The sequence below is a fragment of the Halorutilus salinus genome (assembly GCF_026242195.1).
Taxonomy (GTDB): Archaea; Halobacteriota; Halobacteria; order Halobacteriales; family Halorutilaceae; genus Halorutilus; species Halorutilus salinus.
The window spans coordinates 69,474-89,482 of the sequence record NZ_RKLV01000005.1; the positions used below are offsets into that span (position 1 = coordinate 69,474).

At 59.4% G+C, this 20,009-nt stretch carries 26 protein-coding genes; 15 read left to right on the forward strand and 11 right to left on the reverse strand.

Annotated features, from left to right (window positions below; translation table 11 throughout):
• Positions 1-75: 75 nt before the first annotated feature.
• The 8 genes from EGH25_RS06140 to EGH25_RS06175 all read left to right on the forward strand — a co-directional run bounded on the left by EGH25_RS06140 (position 76) and on the right by EGH25_RS06175 (position 8,222).
• On the forward strand, positions 76-1,347 hold the full coding sequence (locus EGH25_RS06140) for a trypsin-like serine protease (RefSeq protein ID WP_266086767.1): 1,272 nt from the start codon (positions 76-78) through the stop codon (positions 1,345-1,347).
• Positions 1,348-1,472: 125 nt separating this feature from the next.
• Positions 1,473-2,870, forward strand: a complete 1,398-nt coding sequence (locus tag EGH25_RS06145) for a hypothetical protein (RefSeq protein WP_266086768.1) — start codon at positions 1,473-1,475, stop codon at positions 2,868-2,870.
• A 46-nt stretch (positions 2,871-2,916) separates the two neighbouring features.
• A complete protein-coding gene (locus tag EGH25_RS06150) occupies positions 2,917-3,714 on the forward strand; it encodes a hypothetical protein (protein WP_266086769.1) in 798 nt (265 codons plus the stop codon).
• Positions 3,715-3,717: 3 nt separating this feature from the next.
• Entirely contained in the window at positions 3,718-4,515 is a 798-nt protein-coding gene (locus tag EGH25_RS06155; RefSeq protein ID WP_266086770.1) for a hypothetical protein, read from the forward strand.
• Positions 4,516-5,595 carry a hypothetical protein gene (locus EGH25_RS06160; RefSeq protein WP_266086771.1) on the forward strand — a complete coding sequence of 360 codons (1,080 nt, stop codon included), beginning with the start codon at positions 4,516-4,518 and terminating at the stop codon, positions 5,593-5,595. It abuts the gene before it with no gap.
• Positions 5,585-6,373 carry a hypothetical protein gene (locus tag EGH25_RS06165; protein WP_266086772.1) on the forward strand — a complete coding sequence of 263 codons (789 nt, stop codon included), beginning with the start codon at positions 5,585-5,587 and terminating at the stop codon, positions 6,371-6,373. The genes EGH25_RS06160 and EGH25_RS06165 overlap by 11 nt, the downstream gene beginning before the upstream one ends.
• Positions 6,374-6,638: 265 nt before the next feature.
• A complete protein-coding gene (locus EGH25_RS06170) occupies positions 6,639-7,841 on the forward strand; it encodes a methionine adenosyltransferase (RefSeq protein WP_266086773.1) in 1,203 nt (400 codons plus the stop codon).
• 105 nt (positions 7,842-7,946) lie between these two features.
• Positions 7,947-8,222 carry a DUF7562 family protein gene (locus EGH25_RS06175; RefSeq protein ID WP_266086774.1) on the forward strand — a complete coding sequence of 92 codons (276 nt, stop codon included), beginning with the start codon at positions 7,947-7,949 and terminating at the stop codon, positions 8,220-8,222.
• Between the two features lie 3 nt (positions 8,223-8,225).
• On the opposite strand, the gene EGH25_RS06180 is transcribed toward EGH25_RS06175, so the two are convergent.
• Positions 8,226-9,200: an alkaline phosphatase family protein gene (locus EGH25_RS06180; protein ID WP_266086775.1), complete on the reverse strand. Its 975-nt coding sequence runs from the start codon at positions 9,198-9,200 to the stop codon at positions 8,226-8,228.
• Positions 9,201-9,239: 39 nt separating this feature from the next.
• Complete coding sequence (locus EGH25_RS06185; protein WP_266086776.1) at positions 9,240-10,238, reverse strand: DUF5784 family protein; 999 nt, start codon at positions 10,236-10,238, stop codon at positions 9,240-9,242.
• A 92-nt stretch (positions 10,239-10,330) separates the two neighbouring features.
• On the opposite strand from EGH25_RS06185, the gene aroC reads away from it, so the two are divergent.
• From aroC to EGH25_RS06200, 3 genes are read left to right on the forward strand one after another with little or no spacing between them, the layout of a single operon-like run.
• Positions 10,331-11,509: a chorismate synthase gene (aroC, locus tag EGH25_RS06190; RefSeq protein ID WP_266086777.1), complete on the forward strand. Its 1,179-nt coding sequence runs from the start codon at positions 10,331-10,333 to the stop codon at positions 11,507-11,509.
• A gap of 40 nt (positions 11,510-11,549) precedes the next feature.
• Entirely contained in the window at positions 11,550-11,843 is a 294-nt protein-coding gene (locus EGH25_RS06195) for a DUF433 domain-containing protein (protein ID WP_266086778.1), read from the forward strand.
• A 9-nt stretch (positions 11,844-11,852) separates the two neighbouring features.
• Positions 11,853-12,185 (forward strand): DUF5615 family PIN-like protein, encoded by a 333-nt coding sequence (locus tag EGH25_RS06200; RefSeq protein ID WP_266086779.1) that lies wholly within the window; start codon positions 11,853-11,855, stop codon positions 12,183-12,185.
• Between the two features lie 22 nt (positions 12,186-12,207).
• On the opposite strand, the gene EGH25_RS06205 is transcribed toward EGH25_RS06200, so the two are convergent.
• Positions 12,208-12,600, reverse strand: a complete 393-nt coding sequence (locus EGH25_RS06205; RefSeq protein ID WP_266086780.1) for a PIN domain-containing protein — start codon at positions 12,598-12,600, stop codon at positions 12,208-12,210.
• Complete coding sequence (locus EGH25_RS06210) at positions 12,597-12,827, reverse strand: antitoxin VapB family protein (protein ID WP_266086781.1); 231 nt, start codon at positions 12,825-12,827, stop codon at positions 12,597-12,599. Before EGH25_RS06210 ends, EGH25_RS06205 begins: the two co-directional genes overlap by 4 nt.
• A gap of 110 nt (positions 12,828-12,937) precedes the next feature.
• Here EGH25_RS06210 and EGH25_RS06215 point away from each other — a divergent pair, with 110 nt between their 5' ends.
• On the forward strand, positions 12,938-14,116 hold the full coding sequence (locus tag EGH25_RS06215) for an alpha-hydroxy-acid oxidizing protein (RefSeq protein WP_266086782.1): 1,179 nt from the start codon (positions 12,938-12,940) through the stop codon (positions 14,114-14,116).
• Here EGH25_RS06215 and EGH25_RS06220 read toward each other — a convergent pair whose 3' ends face one another.
• Both EGH25_RS06220 and EGH25_RS06225 read right to left on the reverse strand, forming a co-directional pair.
• A complete protein-coding gene (locus EGH25_RS06220) occupies positions 14,117-14,374 on the reverse strand; it encodes a hypothetical protein (RefSeq protein WP_266086783.1) in 258 nt (85 codons plus the stop codon).
• Positions 14,375-14,416: 42 nt separating this feature from the next.
• On the reverse strand, positions 14,417-14,569 hold the full coding sequence (locus EGH25_RS06225; RefSeq protein ID WP_266086784.1) for a hypothetical protein: 153 nt from the start codon (positions 14,567-14,569) through the stop codon (positions 14,417-14,419).
• A 58-nt stretch (positions 14,570-14,627) separates the two neighbouring features.
• On the opposite strand from EGH25_RS06225, the gene EGH25_RS06230 reads away from it, so the two are divergent.
• Positions 14,628-16,592 carry an AMP-binding protein gene (locus EGH25_RS06230; RefSeq protein WP_266086785.1) on the forward strand — a complete coding sequence of 655 codons (1,965 nt, stop codon included), beginning with the start codon at positions 14,628-14,630 and terminating at the stop codon, positions 16,590-16,592.
• On the opposite strand, the gene EGH25_RS06235 is transcribed toward EGH25_RS06230, so the two are convergent.
• From EGH25_RS06235 to EGH25_RS06255, 5 genes are all read right to left on the reverse strand, one after another.
• Positions 16,593-17,288, reverse strand: coding sequence for a hypothetical protein (locus EGH25_RS06235; protein WP_266086786.1), 696 nt, complete (start codon positions 17,286-17,288; stop codon positions 16,593-16,595).
• Positions 17,275-17,553: a hypothetical protein gene (locus EGH25_RS06240; protein WP_266086787.1), complete on the reverse strand. Its 279-nt coding sequence runs from the start codon at positions 17,551-17,553 to the stop codon at positions 17,275-17,277. Before EGH25_RS06240 ends, EGH25_RS06235 begins: the two co-directional genes overlap by 14 nt.
• A 10-nt stretch (positions 17,554-17,563) precedes the next feature.
• On the reverse strand, positions 17,564-17,764 hold the full coding sequence (locus tag EGH25_RS06245; RefSeq protein ID WP_266086788.1) for a hypothetical protein: 201 nt from the start codon (positions 17,762-17,764) through the stop codon (positions 17,564-17,566).
• The gene (locus EGH25_RS06250) at positions 17,761-18,015 is read right to left on the reverse strand and encodes a hypothetical protein (RefSeq protein ID WP_266086789.1); all 255 of its coding nucleotides are present in this window, start codon (positions 18,013-18,015) and stop codon (positions 17,761-17,763) included. Before EGH25_RS06250 ends, EGH25_RS06245 begins: the two co-directional genes overlap by 4 nt.
• 88 nt (positions 18,016-18,103) lie before the next feature.
• Entirely contained in the window at positions 18,104-18,715 is a 612-nt protein-coding gene (locus EGH25_RS06255; RefSeq protein WP_266086790.1) for a hypothetical protein, read from the reverse strand.
• Between the two features lie 87 nt (positions 18,716-18,802).
• Between EGH25_RS06255 and EGH25_RS06260 the strand changes: the two genes are divergently transcribed.
• On the forward strand, positions 18,803-19,525 hold the full coding sequence (locus EGH25_RS06260; protein WP_266086791.1) for a tRNA (adenine-N1)-methyltransferase: 723 nt from the start codon (positions 18,803-18,805) through the stop codon (positions 19,523-19,525).
• Positions 19,526-19,619: 94 nt separating this feature from the next.
• A complete protein-coding gene (locus EGH25_RS06265) occupies positions 19,620-20,006 on the forward strand; it encodes an NADH-quinone oxidoreductase subunit A (protein WP_266086792.1) in 387 nt (128 codons plus the stop codon).
• Positions 20,007-20,009: the final 3 nt, after the last annotated feature.

The window sequence follows — 20,009 nt, forward strand, 5'->3', positions numbered from 1 at the left end:
GCGCCGTGTAATATAAGTTGGCAGAGTGTTGTAGTAGCTGATATGGCACGAGACAAGACGCGCGACCTGCGTAAGATGGGGCGTAGAAACTTCTTGAAGACCCTTGCTGGAATCGGAGTCTCGGCTGGTTCGCTGAGATATCTTTCAAAAGAGGCACTTGCAGAAGTAACTGACAAACCGGAGGACGTGGTGCCAGTCCTACAGTTTATGAAGAAACCGGATAATGAGGAAGAACGAAGGAAAAACAAGGGCATTGAGGATTTCGCTGGTAGAATACCTGTATATGAAGCCGTTCCCCGCGACAGATGGATGAAAATAGAAGCTATACATAACGCCGCTCGTAAATTGAATAACAGACTTTCGTCAATCAGCGAACCATCTCCCGAAGTTGGTGTGACAATGAGGACGAACGGGCATAACAAAGAGAGGATTCTGGAAGTTAAACATGTAACCTACACATGTGACTGCGGCGAGGGGGTTATACAAACTCCTGGGGTTAGCTATGATAGCCTGACCGATAAAATACCGGCGAGCGTCTCAGGTACACACGGGAAAGGGAATTATGAACGAGTAGTAGAGGACATACCTGTAGTGGTGAAGGAAGTTACTGCTGAGTTGCAGAACTATTATACGAATAAATACAGACCTGTTCCCGGCGGTTGCAAAATGATAGGTTCTAAGATGGAAAGCAGTTACTGTGATGCCACCATCGGGTTCCCCGCGGAACAAGGTTATAACCAGCCAGTCTGGGTTACTGCCGCTCATAACGTCTCCGTTGATATGCCAGAGTATACAACCTGTAAAGACGAGCAATTTTATGGTGATGATGTATATCAACCAGATGAATCTAACAGTGGCATTATTGGAGGTGCTCAAGAGGATGATCTATGGTGGTTTGCAACAAACCACGGGCCAGATAAATGGGGAGACGTGGCAGTACTAAGAAATATCATGGGAAATGATGCGGAATTTGATATGGCGAGTGACTCTACCGGACAGGATTACATGGGATGGGAATTAAAAGGTACTTCATCTGTGGATCGTCTCAAAGATAAGATGAGTTCTCTTGATATAACGGTACAAGGAATTACAACCGGTAGACAGACCGGCTCCATTTACGGCCTTGACAATAACGATTATCAAATACAACTATCTGATGTAGATACGGAGGGTGGGGACTCTGGAGGACCGTACTTTGAACTGGAACCAGATGAGCTTGGCAACAACGAAGTACTTGCCGTAGGTATACACTCCGGTAGTAATAGATACTCTCCGGCTGACACTTTCGGCAGTATATTTAAGCGGGTTGAAAATAACTTTGGTATAGCAGTCGGTGCCTCATGGTAGAAAGGTGTAACAGACGGAAGTTTTCGGCACTGGTTCTTTTAGGCTTAACCGGATGTCTCGAAAATACAGGCGAGCACAATGACGGAGAGGGTTTTAACCAAACAGGTACTGATGGAGAAATCAGAGTGAGTTCGTCCGTCGACAGTCTAACCCTTCCACAGGCGGAGTTTGAGCTACGGATATCAAACCGGACGGACAACGAAATCTCGCTTGGCTTCCCGACAGCTTGGAAGGTGATTGACGGCGAATACTTCTATTTACAGCCCATAAGACCGGCACACCTGTTTCCTCATCTCGGTGTCCGCCTCGGACCGAACGGCACGGAGTCATTCAACCTCACCGTTGGTAATGAGTCGGAGACCATGGAACCGTATCTTCCGGGAGCGGGACCGGGAAAATACCTGTTTAGTGTCACCGAGGGTGTTTACGAACCCGATGAGGTAATCGATGAAATGAAGACGACTGAACTCAGGTTCGTGGGTGACGCGCCGGATCACACCCCCGTCTCCGTCGAAGAGACGAGTAACGAGGACGGCATACTACGTCTCAGGATGCAGACTAACCGCGGGTCGGAAGATGACACGGGTCGTGTTTCCATCTCTACCGGTGAAGACGTACGCCGTGAAGCACCCAACGACACACCGGAACTGATACGCGAGCAGGTCTTCCAGTTTGGTGTCGTCCGTAACGCTGTCTACTACCTTGGTGTTCAGGAAGAAACGCATGAACTGATAGCTGAAGGTAGCTTGGTTTCTCAAGAACGCCGCGTTCTCGACGAGGTACGCCGTGAAGACAGGTACCCGTACTTCTCGTCGAACGACGACAGTCTATACTTTGGCTACGACGGTGACATCTATCGTATTGAACTGTATTCGGAGGTTAACGCTACGGAAACCACAGTTTCACGGGGCGAGGTAAACGTCATAAACGAGGAGTTCCACGTTAGTTCGCCCCACGGACAAGGCTCCCCTGACCCCATCAGTATCGTGAACGACGGCGACGAAACGGTACGTTGCACGGTTGAGGTATTGGAGGACGGCGAACCGGTCTACACTCTCCGTATCGAACTGGGACCTTACGGTACCTACACAGACGGTCTGAGGATAGCGCGTGAAGGGGTATACGATGTCCGTGTAGAAACTGAGGGCGGCACGGTTGACGGTAGATGGCATGTAGGGGATGGATATACGGGGTTCGTGGTAGAGCCGGACGAGCCGAGGGTTTCGCAGGTGAAGAGGCGGGGAACCGTAGAGGTACGGACGCCCGACACGGTTCCCAAAGGTGATCCGGTTCCCGCAGAGGATATCTCGGAGTACGGAGCCGTCTACGAGGCTATCGAACAGCACCACGGTTGTGAGACGGGTGACTCGGACGATGGGTGCGAAACCGTCCGTACGGTAGCCGGTGAGGACTGGGTGGTTGCGACACGTGCCTCTGAGGAGTATACGAGCGAAGATGGGTCAGGGGTATACGTCGAATACCGTGGGAATGTTTACGTCTTCACAGTCGAAACAGAGGTGTGAATTTATCATGAACCGCCGAGGTTTTGTTGCTACGGTTGCGGTGGTTATGTCAGGATGTGTTAGTAACGGAAGCAACACCACGCCCGGTGACGACGAAACCGACATCAACCAAACCGATACAGGAAACCGAACCGACACCCCTCTCAACAAGTCGGAGTACGGTGGCGAGGTAGCGGAAGGAACACGTGTTCTTAATGAGGAAATAAACGTCGACACTCCTTACGGAAATGACTACCCCCCAGAGGCAGTTCGAATTATTAGCACGGCAGAAGAGGAGGTGACGGCGACGGTCAGGCTACTGGAGGGAGAAGACGTCATATACTCCGCAACCCTTGTTCAAGAACCCTCTACAGGAGGGTACAGGTATCCGGAGCTTATCGGCAAAACAGGAGGGTTAGTAGCCGAAGTAGAGAGGAACGGCGAGGTACAAGAACTCGAATGTAAGACGGGACCCGGATTTACCATCATCGCTATTGATGTCGACGATGTGGACGGATGCACGGCACCCAGACATGCGAACATAGCCATCTATCACGTCACGGAGAAACCCGACGATGTCGAACTCGTCTCCTCCGAGGAGCTGTCTGAGTATGACACCGTCGATTCATTCGTTGAGTCGTACAGGTACTGCGACGACAACCCCGATGAGAAGGAGGCATGCGTGACCGAGGACGGCGAAGTTGACTTCTTCCGCGGCGGCGTTTCGGGAAGACGGTACGCCGAGTTTGACCGTATAATCGAAAAGTTTCCTAGCTACAGGTCGGATGACGACGAGTACCCAACGGGGGCGTACATTGAACACGAAGGTGAGATTTACGTCTTCCACATGACCATGGAGTTTTGAGATATGCGGACGCGCCGTTCGTTCCTCGCCGTCTCCGCCGCCTCTCTCACGGGCTGTCTCGGCGGCGACGGCGGTAAGGAGACGAACGAGAGCGACGAAGACGAACCCGAGTACGCGGTGACCACATCCAAGAACACGCTTGAACCCCCGCGCGACAGCCTTGAAGTCGTGGTCGAAAACAGGGAGGAGTCGGAAATCACGATCCCTCCATCTATTGAGGTCTACAAAGACACAGACGAGGGGAAGTACCTGGTCACGCCTTACATAGGACGGATCGAAAAGTTCCAAGAAAGACTGGGCGGTCCCGTATTGGAGCCGAACGGCGAACATAGCTGGACATTCGTGGTCGACAACACCGACCCCGACTCGCGGGGTCGAGAGCGGTACAAGCACACCCTTTGGGGTCTAAACCCCGGAACGTACACGGCGAAGGTGGGGTACGGCGTCTCGGAGTTCAAAATCGAAGGCGACCCGGTTGACCGGGACAAGATATCCTACGAGATTAAGCAGGAAGATGGGGTTACGGAGGTCTACTACGAGGAACACAGCCTCGAAGACGAGGTACCGGCTGTACGTCTCACACCGACGGACGAAGAGGGTCGTACGGTGATAGAAGAACAGCTAAACCAGCTTGGTGGGCTACGCGACGCGGTTCTGTACGCCGACGGGGGTGAGGCTGTCGTATACACCGACGAAGAGTCCTTGGTCGGACAGCTCAGGGTTCTTACCGACATATACCCTACCGAGGGGGCTGTGATAGAGTACGAAAACGAAACGTACCGTGCCCGGTATGTCGAATAGATGGATACAAGCTATCCGTTCCTCGCGTCCGTCTCGCGTCTGACCGTAGCCGTTGTCTTCGTCTACCTCGCTACCTTAGGAGTCGTCGCACAGCCCGTGAACGTCTCCGACACGGGCGATCTGCGTAACGTCTCCGACGATCTTGACGGTAGCTACGTTCTCGTGGAAGACATCGACCTCTCAGACGTATCCTTCGAACCTATCGGGGACGCAGACAGGAGCTTCATAGGACGGTTCGACGGAAACGGACACGTCGTGACCAACCTTTCCGTCTCAGAGGAGGGATACGCGGGTCTGTTCGGTGCCGTCGGAGAGAACGGAACCGTCGAGAACGTGGGTGTTGAGAACGCGAACGTCTCCGGCACGGGGGCGGGCGGTCTCGTGGGATTCAACGCCGGGACGGTCGTTCGGTCGTACGTCACGGGGAACGTCACGGGTGACGAACCCGTCGGTGGGCTGGTCGGCGTCCACCGGGGCGTCGTCGCGCGGTCGTACTCGACCGCCGACGTGACCGGAAACCGCACCGTCGGCGGCTTGGTTGGTATGGCGCACGCCGAACCGACGGGTATAGTACCGGGGACGCGTCCCGATATCGAGTACGCCGTCGTTGAGTCGTACGCCGCCGGCTATGTGGATGGCGACAAACGCGTCGGAGGCGTCTTCGGACTCGTGAGCCTCGCGCCCACGGATCCGCGCTCCGTCAACGACTCGGTGTACTGGGATGTCGAAGCCACGGGACACGAAGACGCCGTCGGTGCCTTCGGTACTCGGTCGAACGCGACGCCTGCGACGGGTCTTACCACGTCGGAGATGACGGGCGTTGCCGCACGCGAGAGTATGTCAGGATTCGGTTTCGGCGATACGTGGGTGGTAAACGACGGATACCCCGAACTCGCCCGACGCGACCAACCGTCGTCCGTCACGATAGACCGACCCGAACGCGTACCCCAAGACGCCGAAGAAGACGGTAACGTCTCCGACGACGGAGACGACGAAGCCGAGGAGACGCCCGGCTTTACGTTCGTCGTGACTCTTGTAGCCTTCGCCGCGGTCGCGTGGGGGTGGTCGTATGAGACGTAGGGTATTCCTCGTCTCGTCCGCCGGCGCGCTCACGGGATGTCTCGGCGGTTCAGGCGAAAACGAGACGAACGGGACGAACACGACCGACGAAGACGAACCCCGGTACGCTGTAACCATATCCAAGGAGAGGCTCGAACTGCCGCGTGACAGCCTCGAGGTCACGACGGAGAACACGGGCGACGGTGGCGGCGGCTTCGGACCCCATCTACGTACGTACAAGATAGTCGACGGGGAGAGGTATATCATAGCACCTCGTACCAGTACCCTTGACGCCGTCCTTCTGGAACCCGGCGACGAGTTCTCGCTGAGCTTCACCGTCGACAACACAGACCGCGAACACGGCTACGCGGGACGCGGCGACCAGACCCTCTGGGGACTCAACCCCGGAACGTACGTCACTGAACTCGGTGATACCGCCGAGTTCGAAATCATCGGCGAACCGTTCGACGCAGGTACGGTATCGCACGAAGTGAGGAGAGAAGACGGTGTCCTCAACGTCTACGCGGATATGGAGAGCCTTGACGACAACCAACCCGCCGTCCGTCTAACGCCGACCGACGCCGACGGTCACAGACTCATCGAGGAACAAATAAACCAGTTCGACGCTCTGAGGGATGCTGTTATACACGCAGAAGGGAACGCGGCTAATATCTACACCGACCACCCACCGAGTAGCCGTCTGCGGTTCTACACGGGGAAGGATCTCGACGACGGTCCCGTCATTATCGAGTACGACGACGAAAGCTACCGCGTCGAGATAGCCGACGACACCCCGTAACCGACATACAAACCTCTCCCGTACCGGCGGAGTATGCTCGCCCCCGTTGCCACCCTCGTTTCGTTCGTTCTCTACACCATCGGTGTCGCCTCCCTTGGCTACTACGTCCACCGGGACGCGCGTAGCCGGGGTGCTGTCACACCCGCCGTCTAATCCGTTGCGGTCGCCACATTCCTGTTCCCCGGTTTCGTCTACGCACCCGTCCGGCGCATCTAACGTTGCCGTAACCGCAACCTATTAGAAATCTCCCCCCGCACGCCTACGCATGAACCGTAACATACGTGTCGAGGGATCGAAGGCGACACCCGTCGCCGAACGCCGTATCGAACTCGTCGAGCGCAAGGGGATCGGACATCCCGACACGCTCTGCGACGGTATCGCCGAGTCGGTGATGCGCGAACTATCTCAGGAGTACCTCGACCGTTTCGGCGGTATACTCCACCACAACACCGACGAGTCGCAGTTGGTCGCGGGACGTTCGGATCCTCAGTTCGGCGGCGGAAACGTCGTACAGCCTATCTATATACTCATCGTCGGGCGCGCCACGAAGGAGTTCGACGGCGAGTCGATCCCCGCCGACACGATCGCCGTCGAAACCGCACGCGAGTACGTACGCGAGGCGCTCGAAAACATCGACACCGAGTCGGAAGTCATCGTAGACTGCCGGATGGGCGAAGGCTCCACCGACCTGAAGGACGTATTCGAACCCGAATCGGGTAGCGCACCGAGCGCCAACGACACCTCGTTCGGCATCGGCTACGCGCCCTTCTCGCCCACCGAACGCGTCGTACACGACACCGAGCACGCCATCTACGCCAAACTCCGCGAGGATATACCTGCGGTCGGAGAGGACGTCAAGATCATGGGCAAACGCGACGGCGATACGCTCGACCTGACCGTCGCTGTCGCAACCGTCGCAAAACACGTCGACGACCTCGACGCCTACATCAGCGTAATGGACGACGTAGAGGAGTTCGTCCACGGTGTCGCCTCCGACCGTTTCGACGGCGAGGTCAACGTCGCAGTCAACACGGCGGACGACCGTGACGAAGGCTCCGTCTACCTCACAGAGACGGGAACGAGCGCCGAGATGGGTGACGACGGAAGCGTCGGACGAGGAAACCGCGCGAACGGTCTCATCACCCCGGCGCGCGAGATGAGCCTCGAAGCCGCGAGCGGAAAGAACCCGTTCAACCACATAGGCAAGCTATACAACCTACTCGCGAGCGAGCTATCGAACGACGTCTACGAGGAGGTCGACGGCGTCGAGGAGGCGAGCGTCAAGCTACTTTCGCAGATAGGATCACCCATCGACGAGCCACAGGTTGCGGCGGTCAACGTACACACCGAGGAAGGCGTCACCGCCGACGAAGTCGAGTACGAGGTCGGGTCGGTGATCGACGACGGTCTCGAAGACGTCACCTCCATAACGCAAAGGATTATTAACGGCGAACTCGGCACGTTTTAAGCCTTCGGGCGTTAGAATCGCAAGACGGAAACGGCAAAAGGACTTTATACTTAGGCGTGTTAGAGAGTAACAAGGTGCGTAGGAGAAACGCACATCTACACCAACATGAACCGACTTGAGGTCTGGAAACTAAAGGAACACGTCTGCACAGCCTGCGGCGAAGAACTCGAAGAGGACGCCTTCCGGCTGTACCACAGGAACGGCGACGAGGAGGATGACGACCCGGAGAACGTCGACCTCGTATGCCCCGACTGCTACGACGGTATCGACAAGACGGCGCGCGGAGAGACGGAGGACGTACTCGTGGAGATTGAGGAGGAGATGCCCGACGCGCCACGCGAGAGGAAGACGTTGGAGTACCTCCGCAGGTCGAGCGAATGAGGCTTAGTCCGCGGGCTTAACCTCTACCTCGTACGGCGTCTCTGTCGCGGGTTCGTCGCCGTCCTCCGTGACGCGTTCGATACCCTCGCGGTAGTCGAGTACCGATTCTACACCTTCGAGTGCGCTCTCGTCGGTCGCACCGAAGAAGGCGTCGAACGTATGCTCGCCGTCACGGTTTCCGTGGTCGGAAGCGACGATGACCGTATCCTCGTCGTCCGTCGCGGCGCGTATCTCCTGTGTGACTTCCACAGCGTGCTCGTAGGCGTCCCTCTGCCAGTCGGTGTCGTCGACCGCGGGCGTGGTATGTCCAACGGTGTCGATGTACGCGAACCAGACGAAGGCGATACCGTGGTCGGCGTCGGTGCGGGCGCGTACGATAGCCGTCTTCCTACCGACCTCGGAGACGAGCCAGTCCTCGACAGCTTCGAGGCTCTTCTTGGGGCGGTAGACGACACGTCCCGTGTCCTCGTCGGCGTGTATGTCGAGGTACCGCGACATCTTTCGTCCCCATCCCGCGAGAAGGTCGAGACCCTCGTCCGCCTCCGTACGGTAGTTCGGTAAGCTGATTACGCGTGAGTCGCGTCCGTCGAAGACCGTGCGGACACCCTTGCGGCGGTACCAGTCGGGCGACTTCTGGTTGAGGCTCAGACCCCGGTTGCGTAGAGCGATACCGATACGGAGACGTGTCCGTGTCGGGAGGTAACGGTGCATCGCGCCCGCGGCGACGTTGACCACGGGGTTCTCAGCGCCCGCGCCACCCTCGTCCTCGTCTATGAGACGCACACCGTGCTCGTCGGGCTTCTTCCCCGTGATTATCGAGGGCCAGAGTTCGTACGTACCCGGCTTTCCGAGAACACCGTTGGCGAACGTGTCAGCGCGGGTGTGGTAAGGGACGAACTCATCGGCGAGACCGTACTCGTTGCAAAGCTCGTAATCGAGACCGTCCCATCCGAGTACGTAGGTGGTGCCTTCTGTCATTACGTCGGTGTAGACGGCGCGCGGTTAACCTCTTTGTGCCTACACCCAGTCGACGGCGTCGGTGAGACGTAGACGCGTCTCGCCCTTCAGGAAAGCCTCGACGGTGTCGGGGCGCGTCCTGTAGAAGACGGCGGGTTCGTGTCCCGCGCCCGGCTTCTCGTCGACGATGCGCCGCCACGCTCCGTCGTCGAAGCTCGAACAGTCGACGAAAAGGACGGCGTCGTTCCCGCGTAACTGCGCACCCGCCTCCGTCTTCTTCCCAGCCGTCTCGCGGACGGCGCGTTCGGGCGTATCCGCGTTACGCCGTCCCGTCGGCGTCGGACGCGTTACCTCGACTATGAACGACCCGTCCTCGTCCGACGCGCGGAAGTCGAGGCTATGCCCCGTCTCGACCTCTATCTCAGGCTCGACAGAGTATCCGGCGTCGTGGAGCACCGCCGCGGCGTTGAACTCCGCCATCGTCGCCTCCATACGTACGCGGTCACCCCCCTCGCTCGTACCTAACTTCGACGCCATCGTGTATCTGTAGCCCTCGAAGACGCCTGACGCAACGATACGGTCGTAGAACGAGAGCGCCATGTCGGCGTCGACGCCCGGAAGACCCGCGCCCGTACGTAGAAACTCGCGCGCCGTCTCGCTCCCGTCCTTCGACATCAGAACGGGCAGGAAGAAACGCGCGAGGCTCTCGTACCTACCGAGCCAAGACGCCTCGCTCAGAAGAAGCTCCATGAGACGGCTCTGCGCCCAGTCGGCGAGTTCGCCACCGACCTCCTCGAATGCGCGTTTCTCCGTGCGCCACAAAGCCTTGGGCGTCTCTGTATTACCTGTCCAGTAGGCGTTGCTACCGTTGGGACGCCACGCGAAAAGCGCGACGTCGCCGTTCCGCATACGCAGGACGCGCCCCTCGTAGCCGTCAGGATCGTCTGTACTCTCCGCCGACGCCCCGAACTTGTCGTCAAGCGGACGCAGTATCTCGCGTTCGAAACGCCCCTGTCCCCAGCCCTCGTGCGACACACGGAAACGTAACGGACTCGCCATCCGTTCAGACCGTCGGCTTGCGCCGACCCGTTTTGCTCATGCGTCCGGTAGGGTTCGATGCCCTTTATAGCCCCCGACACGTTTACGCGGTAATGAACGGCAACAGTCTCGGGCGTCTGTTTCAGGTCACGACGTACGGCGAGTCGCACGGCGACGCTATGGGTGTCACAGTGTCGGGCTGTCCGGCGGGTCTCGAACTCGAAGAGGACGAGATACAGGAGGAGCTTGACAGGCGGAAGCCGGGACAGTCGATGATAACCACGTCGCGCGACGAACCCGACTCAGTGACGATAAACAGCGGCGTGCAGGACGGCTACACGACGGGGACGCCCATCGGCATGGTGATACAGAACAAGGACGCGAGGAGCGGCAAGTACGAGCCTTTCATAACCGCGCCGCGTCCGTCACACGGCGACTACACGTACTCGGCGAAGTTCGGTACCAGAAACTGGGGCGGAGGCGGGCGCTCGTCCGCACGTGAGACCGTGAACTGGGTCGCCGCGGGTGCGGTAGCGAAGAAGATTCTGGCGCGCGAGAGCGTCGAAATAAAGGCGCACGTGAGGCAGATAGGCGACATACGCTCGCCCGACGTGGATTTCGACGATATGGATCGCGCGGAGGAGAACGAGGTGCGGTGCGCGCATCCCGAGACTGCGGAGAGGATGAAGGAGCGCATCGACGAGTATCAGGACGAAGGCGACTCAATCGGCGGAACCGTCGAGTTCGAGATGCGCGGGGTTCCCCGTGGACTCGGCGCGCCGCGGTTCGACTCCTTCGCCGCCCGCCTCGGAAAGGCGATGTTCGCAATCCCCGCGACCACCTCGTTCGAGTTCGGCGCGGGGCGCGACGCGCGTACGATGACGGGTTCGGAACGCAACGAGGACTGGGAGTTCGACGACGGTTCGCGTGACGAGGTCAGGAGCGAAGAAGGTGACCCCGTGCCCGTCGGAAACGACCACGGCGGTCTACAGGGCGGTATCACGACGGGCGAACCGGTCTACGGCGAGGCGACGTGGCACGCGCCGACGAGCATCCCTAAGGAACAGACGACCGTCGACTGGGAGACGGACGAGGTGGTGGACGACGCGCAGGTAATCGGGAGGCACGATCCCGTTCTTCCGCCGCGTGCCGTACCCGTCGTCGAGGCGGTTCTGGCTCTCACGACCGTCGACTTTATGCTCTTAGGCGGACGGATAAACCCGGACAGGCTTGACGACGCGCCGGGCGAGTATGACACCGAGTACCATCCGAGCGGTTCGAGGGAGGAGTAGCAACCACAGACTCATTAACGAGGCGACCGTACGTTTACCCATGTCAGGGCAGGAAGAGAAACGGATAGTTCCCGGCGACGATTCCGAAATCCACGACGAGCCTCATATCGCCGGAACGCGCGTGACCGTCCGGAATATTCACGAACGCGTCGAGGAGGGCGGTCTGAGACCAGAGACGGTCGCAGACAGACTGGGTCTGAGCCGCGCTCAGGTCTACAACGCTCTCGCATACTACCACGAGAACCCCGAGGAGATGCGGGAGGTAGAAGAGAGGAGAGAGAAACGAATCGAGGAGAGTAGAGAAGATTCTATGACACCGGAAGACGTGAAGTAACCGGATAGAATGCGGGTACTCGCCGACGAGGAGATGGAGAGTCTGGTGGTTCACCGTCTGAAGAACTACAGTCACGACGTGGTTCACGTTGCACGCCATGACGACCTACGAGGTTCCTCCGACGCTCGTATCTACGAGATAGCGGCTGAGGGGGACAGAGTCGTTCTGACCCACGACGACGATTTTCTGAAAATGCCGGAGGCAGAACACGACGGCGTGCTCTTCGTTCCGAACAGCAACATGAGTTCGGATAGGATAGCCGACGCTGTGAACGAGATTTCGAAGCATGTCCCGCAGGAGGGGTTAAATACCGTCGTCCAAGTCACGGAAGACTGGCTGTAGTTCGTGCTACAGATAAAAGATATCAGTACCCTCTCACGTCCAGAACCTCGCACAGACCGTCTGTCTTCATATCCGAGTCGCGTGTCACGAGCGTCGCGCCGAGTTCGCTCGCCGTTCCTGCGACCATCGCGTCGACGGGCTTCATCTGCGCTCCGTGTTCGGCGAGTTCCTTCTGCAACCGTCCGGCTTCGACCGCTGTCGTGCGTCCGAATGGCGCGATCTTCGCCCAGCCGAGCCGAGCGACGAACTCGTGTATATCGGCGGAACCCGAACCCTTGACCGTGCCTTCGATACCTTCGTGTAGAACGACTGCGGGAACGTGGAACTCCTCGTCGGAGTGTTCTTCGAGATACTCAACCGTCGCTCTGTCGCCCGACAGATAGTCGATTACGAACGTCGTGTCGAAGCAGTTCATCGATATTTCTCGAACTTCTCGACCTCTTCCCTCATCTCTTCGTTCATCCTCTCGTGCGTCTCCTCCATCTCCTCGGCGGCGTCCTCCCACGCACCGAATCCCGCGTATATGTCGCGTTCCTGTTCGACGAGCCTGTCAAGGGGGTCGGTGAAGCTCTCGTCGTCGCGTTTGCGCGGCTTCAGCCTGTCGTAGACTTTCTCCGAGACACGTATAGTCTTCGTCGGCATGTGTGGACGTATACGTTTACGTCAGTCTTTCGTGCACCCCCGGTACCCCGTCGCTCACCGGTCGTACCTGACCCGCAGGGACTATGAGCACCCGACGCATCGATGTAGACATGAGATACGGTGACGAGGTTCTGAACAGCATCTACCGCGAGGGTACGCTCGAAGGCGAGACCCCCGACTACCCGGCGAGCTACGAGGAGCTACGCGAGGAGGCACACGAGGCGATGAGCGACGAGGCGCGCGCATACGTACACGGCGGCGCGGGAGCGGAGGTGACTTTCCGGCGCGAGCAGGACTTCTCCGAATGGCGCGTAGTACCACGTATGCTCCAAGGCGTCGAGAGCCGCGACCTTTCGGTTGGGTTTCTCGGCGACGAACTGTCGTTCCCGGTCATGCTCACCCCTCTTGGCGTCCAGGAACTCGTACACGACCAAGCCGAACTCGCCACCGCACGCGCCGCGAACGAACTCGACGTTCCGTTCATACTTTCGTCGCTATCGTCTACACCGATGGAGGAGGTCGCCGACGCTCTCGGTGACACGCCCAAGTACTTCCAGTTCTACTGGTCGTCGGACGAGGATATCGCGCGGTCGTTCCTCAACCGCGCGGAGGACGCGGGCTACGACGGTATCGTCCTCACCGTCGACGCGCCTATACTCGGATGGCGCGAACGTCTCGTCGACCGCGGATACTACCCGTTCCTCGAAGGGAAAGGCGTCGCCAACTACTTCTCCGACCCCGCTTTCCGCGACCGTCTCGACGCGCCGCCTGAGGACGATCCGGAGGCGGCGGTCGAGGAGTTCCTCGAAGTCTTCGGCGACCCTTCGTTGACATGGGACGACCTTTCGTTCGTCTTCGAGAACACCGACCTTCCGGTTCATTTCAAAGGCGTCCTGCACCCCGACGACGCGCGCCGCGCCGTCGAAGCGGGTGCCGACGGCGTCGGTGTCTCGACACACGGCGGTAGACAGGTCGACGGCTCCGTGACGGCGCTCGAAGCACTCCCCGGCGTCGTCGAAGCGGTCAACGAGACGGACGCCGACACTACAGTGACCTTCGACTCAGGGATACGTCGCGGCTCCGATGTCTTCCGCGCGCTCGCGCTCGGTGCCGACGCCTGCCTCCTCGGACGCCCGTTCGTCTACGGTCTCGCGCTCGGAGGACAGGACGGCGTCGAACACGTCGTCCGGTCGGTACTCGCAGACTTCGACCTCACGATGGGTCTTGCGGGGCACGACGAGGCGACGGCGATAGACCGTGACGCGGTCGTCCATGCCGACGACCTGTAATCATACGTCTCCGAGCTTCGAGGGGAGTCCGAGAGCGTAGTAGAGGCGCGCGAACGCGACGGAGACGGTGACGACGACCGACGCGAAGACGGCGACCGAAACCGCCAAGACGACGAAGACGGGCAGATCGAAAGGCAGTGAAGCCATACCGCTGAAGGCGAGATACGCCACGTATCCACCCAAGAAGCCGCCGACGAGAATCCCCGGTACGACGGCGGCTATACCCATGACATAGTCCCGTCTTCTTTGGCTGTTCATGCGCGCCTTTCGTCTTCTCGGAAGAAAAACCCGGCGCTCGGTTCAGAACCACGGCTCCCCCATACGGCGCCTCTTCCGCTCGACGGGTTCCCTGCTTTCGAGCATATCCAGCTTCCTGCTGACGTGCGACTTCGACAGGTCGGTTTCCTCGACGATCGTACTCCCTTCGACGGCGGGTAGGGCTTCGCCGTTCACACCGTCTCTTAGGGAAGGAACTATTATGGACGCGTAAGTTACTCGTTTTGGTGATAAGATGGAGAGTCTCGAAGAGGTGGATGAGATAGTACACGAACCCTCTCAGGAGTTCGTCGAGTCGACGAACGTCCGGGAGTTTATGGAGGAGTACGGTATCGAGGATCACGACGAGCTTATCGAACGCACCTGCGGCGACGTAGACTGGTTCTGGGACGAGATAGTCGACTACCTCGGCTTGGAGTTCTACGAGGGGTACGACGAGGTGCGCGACGACAGTGACGGTCCGCAGTTTACGGACTGGTACCCCGGCGGCGAGGTCAACATCGCTCACAACACCGTCGACAGGCACGCCGAGCGCGACAACGAGCGCAGAAACAAGGTCGCCCTCATCTGGGAGGGCGAACCCGGTGACGTGCGCGAGATTACGTACCATGAGCTACAGCGGGGGACCAACAAGGTGGCGAACGCCCTGGAGGAGCGCGGGATCGGCGAGGGCGACACCGTCGGTCTGTACATGCCGATGGTGCCGGAGGTCGTCTCCATACTGTACGGATGTTTCAAGGTCGGCGCTATCGCCGTACCCATCTTCTCCGGCTTCGGCGTAGAGGCGACGGCGAAACGTATCGAGGACTCCGAGTGCTCCGTCCTTTTCACGGGTGACGGATTCTACCGTCGCGGGAACGAGATTACGCTCAAGGGGACGGCGGACGAGGCGATCGAAGAGGCGGGTCACGTCGAACACACGATCGTCTACGAACGTCTCGGTGATGACATTCCATGGGACGATGAACGCGACGAACGGTGGGACGACGCCGTTGAGGCACAGGACGACGAGTACGAGACGAAGCAACTCGGCTCGTCGGCGGGTTCGATGCTCCTCTACTCGTCGGGTACGACGGGCAAGCCCAAAGGTATCGTCCACACCCATGCGGGCGGTCTTGTACAGCCCGCGAAGGAGATGCATTTCGGCTTCGATCAGAAGCCGTCGGATCGTTTCTTCTGGGTCTCCGACATAGGCTGGATGATGGGACCGTGGACGCTCATAGGCAACCACGCCTTCGGGGGCACCGTCTTCATGTACGAGGGCGCGCCCGACCATCCCGAACCCGACAGGTTCTGGGAGATGATAGACCGCCATTCGCTCACACAGTTCGGTATCTCCCCTACAGCGATACGTGCGCTCCGTAAGGAGGGCGACGGCTGGGTCGAAGGGCACGACCTGTCCTCGCTCCGTATACTCGGCTCGACGGGCGAGCCTTGGGATCCCGAGTCGTGGAAATGGTTCCACGAGAACGTCGGCGGCGGAGACGCACCTATCATCAACATATCGGGCGGTACAGAGGTCTTCGGCTGTTTCCTGATGCCTATGCCGACACAGTCGCTCAAGCCGACAACCCTTGGCGGTCCCGGACTCGGCATGGATATCGATATAGTCGACGAATCGGGTGAGAGCATAAAGGAGACACACGAACGCGGCTACCTCGTCGCGCGCGACTCGTGCCCCTCGATGACCAAGTCGCTCTGGTCGGGCGACGAACGTTATCTTGAGGAGTACTGGTCGACGTGGGACGACGTCTGGGATCACGGCGACTGGGCGCTGATGGACGACGACGGCTTCTGGTTCCTACTCGGACGCGCCGACGACGCGCTCAACGTCGCGGGACGTAAGGTCGGACCCGCCGAGATAGAGAGCGTGCTTATGGATCACGACGCCGTCAACCAGTCCGCCGCGGTCGGTGTCCCAGACGAGACGACGGGAACGGCGGTCGTATGTTACGTCATACCGGAGGACGACGCCAGCACGGGCGACAAGCTACGCGGTCAGCTACGTACTCTCGTCGGCGAGGAGCACGGCAAGCCGTTCCGTCCCAAGGAGGTACTTTTCGTCGACGACCTTCCCCGAACCCAGTCGGGCAAGATAATACGCCGCGCCGTCTCGTCAGCCCATCAAGGCGAGGATCCCGGCGACCTTTCGTCGATGGAGAACCCCGAGGTTCTCGACGAGATACGTGACGCCGAGTAGCTACAGACTTAGCCTGCACGCGCCGCTGTCATCGACGACGGGTTCGGAGACGACGACGCGGTAGACGAGTTCGACGTAGCCGTCCTCTTCGTCGCCGAAGTAGACGTCTACGTCCATTTCGTCGCTTATTTCGTCGTACGCTTCGACACGGCTGAAGTCCGGCGGGTCGGTGTCTCCGCCCTTCTTCTGTACAACGCCGACGCGTTCCGAAGCCACGACAAAAGCCGAACCGCCGTCATGTCTACGGAGCCAGTACCCTTCGTCGTCGCCGTCGAGGTACTCGTCTTCCCCTATGCTCCGAAGCCTGCCTTCGTCCTCCCACTCAGAAACCTTCGCGTCGCCTCCCTCGTCCCTCGGTAACAGAACCGTATCGCCTTCCTCGACGGCGTCGCGCCCTTCCTCTACGCCCTCAGCTTCGACGGTTGGAAACCCCCCGTCGTCGGCGACTGCGTCGAGACGGTCGGCGACAAACGTCTTCTCACCCTCACAGACTGCGTCGACGACGCCGTCCGAGACGTACCTGTAACGTCCTTCTTCGACGAGACCCGTCGGGACGGTAACGCGTCTACCTATCTGGAAGAAGTCGCGGTTCTCACCGTCGTAGTAGCCGTGGGAGCATAGACGTTTCAGCTCCGTCTTCGTCCCGTACGTACGGTTGAGGTCGGCTACGAAGCCGCGTGCGTCAGCCTTCTCCATCGAACGGCTCCCTCTTGGGAAGCTCAGCCTCCTCAGGCACCCTGTCCGGCTCCACCGCGAGGAGTCTTTTCTCTTTCTCCGCCTTCTCCGCGGTCCTCCTTTCGGCGCGACGCGACAGGTACAGCCCCGTGAGCAACATGACAGCACCGACCGACGCCACCGCCATGTCCGCCAGCCTCTGTGGCTCCGTGAGTACGAGCGAGACGAGGAGTAGCACCGCACCCACGATCATCAGTGTTCTGCGCACGGCTCTTTCGTTTAGCATCGACGAATCCTCACTCGCTCATCATGTCCTCGGCGGCTATAAGAAAGCCGGTCATAGCCGTTATAAGCGATATGCTACCGACGGCTACGACAGCGACCGGGAAGACACCGCCGTCCGTGCCGAACCTCTGTGCGGTCGTCAGGAGAAAGACCGCGCTTACGAACGCTATAAGACCCAGCGTGCGTCCGAACCTTCCCCTGTCTAAGCTCATATCTTCTCCAGTAGATGCTTGAGAATCCCTTTGTAGTCGTCGTCGGTGTACGAGTTCCCAAGCGAATGTACCGACTGAGATACCCACAAGCCGGCTGTGAAGTTCAGGAACGCAACGAACGATATATCGCCCACGGTTCCGGGGATGAAAAGCGCCGAAAGCACCCCAGCCGATCCGGTTACTACCATCATGGCGTGGGTTACGAACGATCTGGTACCGAAGTCTTCGAGTGCGCTAAAGGACAAAGCCATGGTAGTAAAAGACTCCCCTTGGTATTAATACTTTGTACGTGCAGACACCGCTCCCCTCCGCTCTTGTGCGCGCACGGAGGTGATGTACTCAGTCCGACACCGCAGGAGCACCAAAAACGACAGTCGCACGCGCGACGAGCGCCGTGATGATCTCGACACCGTCGTCTTCGAGGGAACCTACACGCACCTCGTCGCCGTTCCAGAGGTTGCGCTCCTCAACCACCTCCCGCGCCTCGTCGACGGCTTCGGACGATCTTTTCCCGTCGAGGACGACCGGATCGTCGCCCCCCAGATCGCGCGGAAAGACGGGGTTCTCGCCCCATATCTCACGGTCGAACCCCGTCGCATCGGCGGGGACACCGTCGCCGTGTGCGAGTGTACGGCACGAAGCGGGTACGTCGTAGCCGTCGAGGCTCGCGGTGTCGCAGACGAGAACGTCGGCGTTCAGACCGCCGGAGCCGACGAACCGCGTCTCCGCGCCTACGAGACACGCGCCGAGGAAGCCGAAGACGTTCTCGGCGACGGGCTTGGGCGAGACACCGACGACACCGTCCGGATGCGCGCCGAGATGGTTGAGAAGGTTGGCTGTCTTGTGGCACGTTGTGTAGAAGACCTCCTCGCTGTACTCCTTTCCGTCGGCGACGAGTGCGACGCCGTCTCCGGGCGTGCGCCGAAGCAGTTCTCCCACCGTCTCTTGCATACGGTTCGTATGCGGCGGCGACGGTAAAACGCGTCGAAGGCGGACGCGAACCACCAGCGGTTTGTGGTGGCGACGCGACGACAAACCATGGAACACGTCCTTCTCGTCGGCGACCAGAACACGTACCTGCGCCGCCGGGGCGACCGCGTCGAGCTACAGGAAGGCGTCCTTGACGCCGACGACCTCGAAGCCGACTACGGAGCGACGGTTGAGACGCATATAGGCGAGGAGTTCGTGGTTGCACAGCCCGACCTAAACGATATCTTCGACCGTCTGCTCGAACAGCGTACGCAGACGATCTCGCACAAGGACGCCGGGTATATCGTCTCACGTACGGGTATCGGAGCCGACTCGGCGGTTGCGGAGGCGGGAACAGGCTCCGGATTCCTGACGCTCACCCTCGCCCGTTCGGCGCGCGAGGTTCGTAGCTACGAGGTACGTGACGATCATATCGCCTCCGCGCGCAGGAACATCGAGAAGGTCGGTGCCGGCAACGTGACGGTCACACAGCGCGACGTCAAGGAGGAGGGCTTCGAAGCCGACGACAACCATCTCGTCGTCCTCGATATGAAACATCCCGAGGACGCCGTCCCCGAAGCCGCCGCGTCTACACGTAACGGCGGCTACGTCGTCTGCTACTGCCCCGTCTTCGAGCAGGTACGTGACTGCGCCGATGTCTTCGAGGACACGAGCCTGCGACACGCCGAAACCGTCGAGGTATCCCGGCGCGAGTGGCGCGTCTTCCCCGCGCGTCCGGAGCCACAGACTGTGCCGCATACGGCGTTTCTGACGTTCGCGCGCAAGCTTTAGATAAGCACCCGCCGTCCGTCTTCCGACGTATACCGTTCCTCCGATAAACAAGTTTAAGTCCCGTACGCCGCTATCATAACATGATTAGGTTCCTATGAGTGACTGGACCGCATTCGCGGCTATGCTTGTCGTAGCCGGCGGGATACCCGTCTCGTTGGTCGCCCTGAGTAGACTCCTCCGTCCGTCCGTTCCGGAGACTCAGAAAAGCAAGACGTACGAGAGCGGCGAACAGCCCACGGGCGACACCGATCTGCGTTTCAATATACAGTACTACCTTCTCGCTCTGATGTTCCTCGTCTTTGATGTTGAAACCGTTCTGATCATACCGTGGACGGTGACGCTTGCGGACAGACCTGAGACGTTCCTTCCCGCCTTCGTCTTCATACTCCTACTGCTCATCGGCGTCGGATGGGCGTGGAGAAACGGGGGTATCGAATGGATAAAGCCGCACCGCGTCACCGAAGCCAGAGCCACCGAGTGAGGA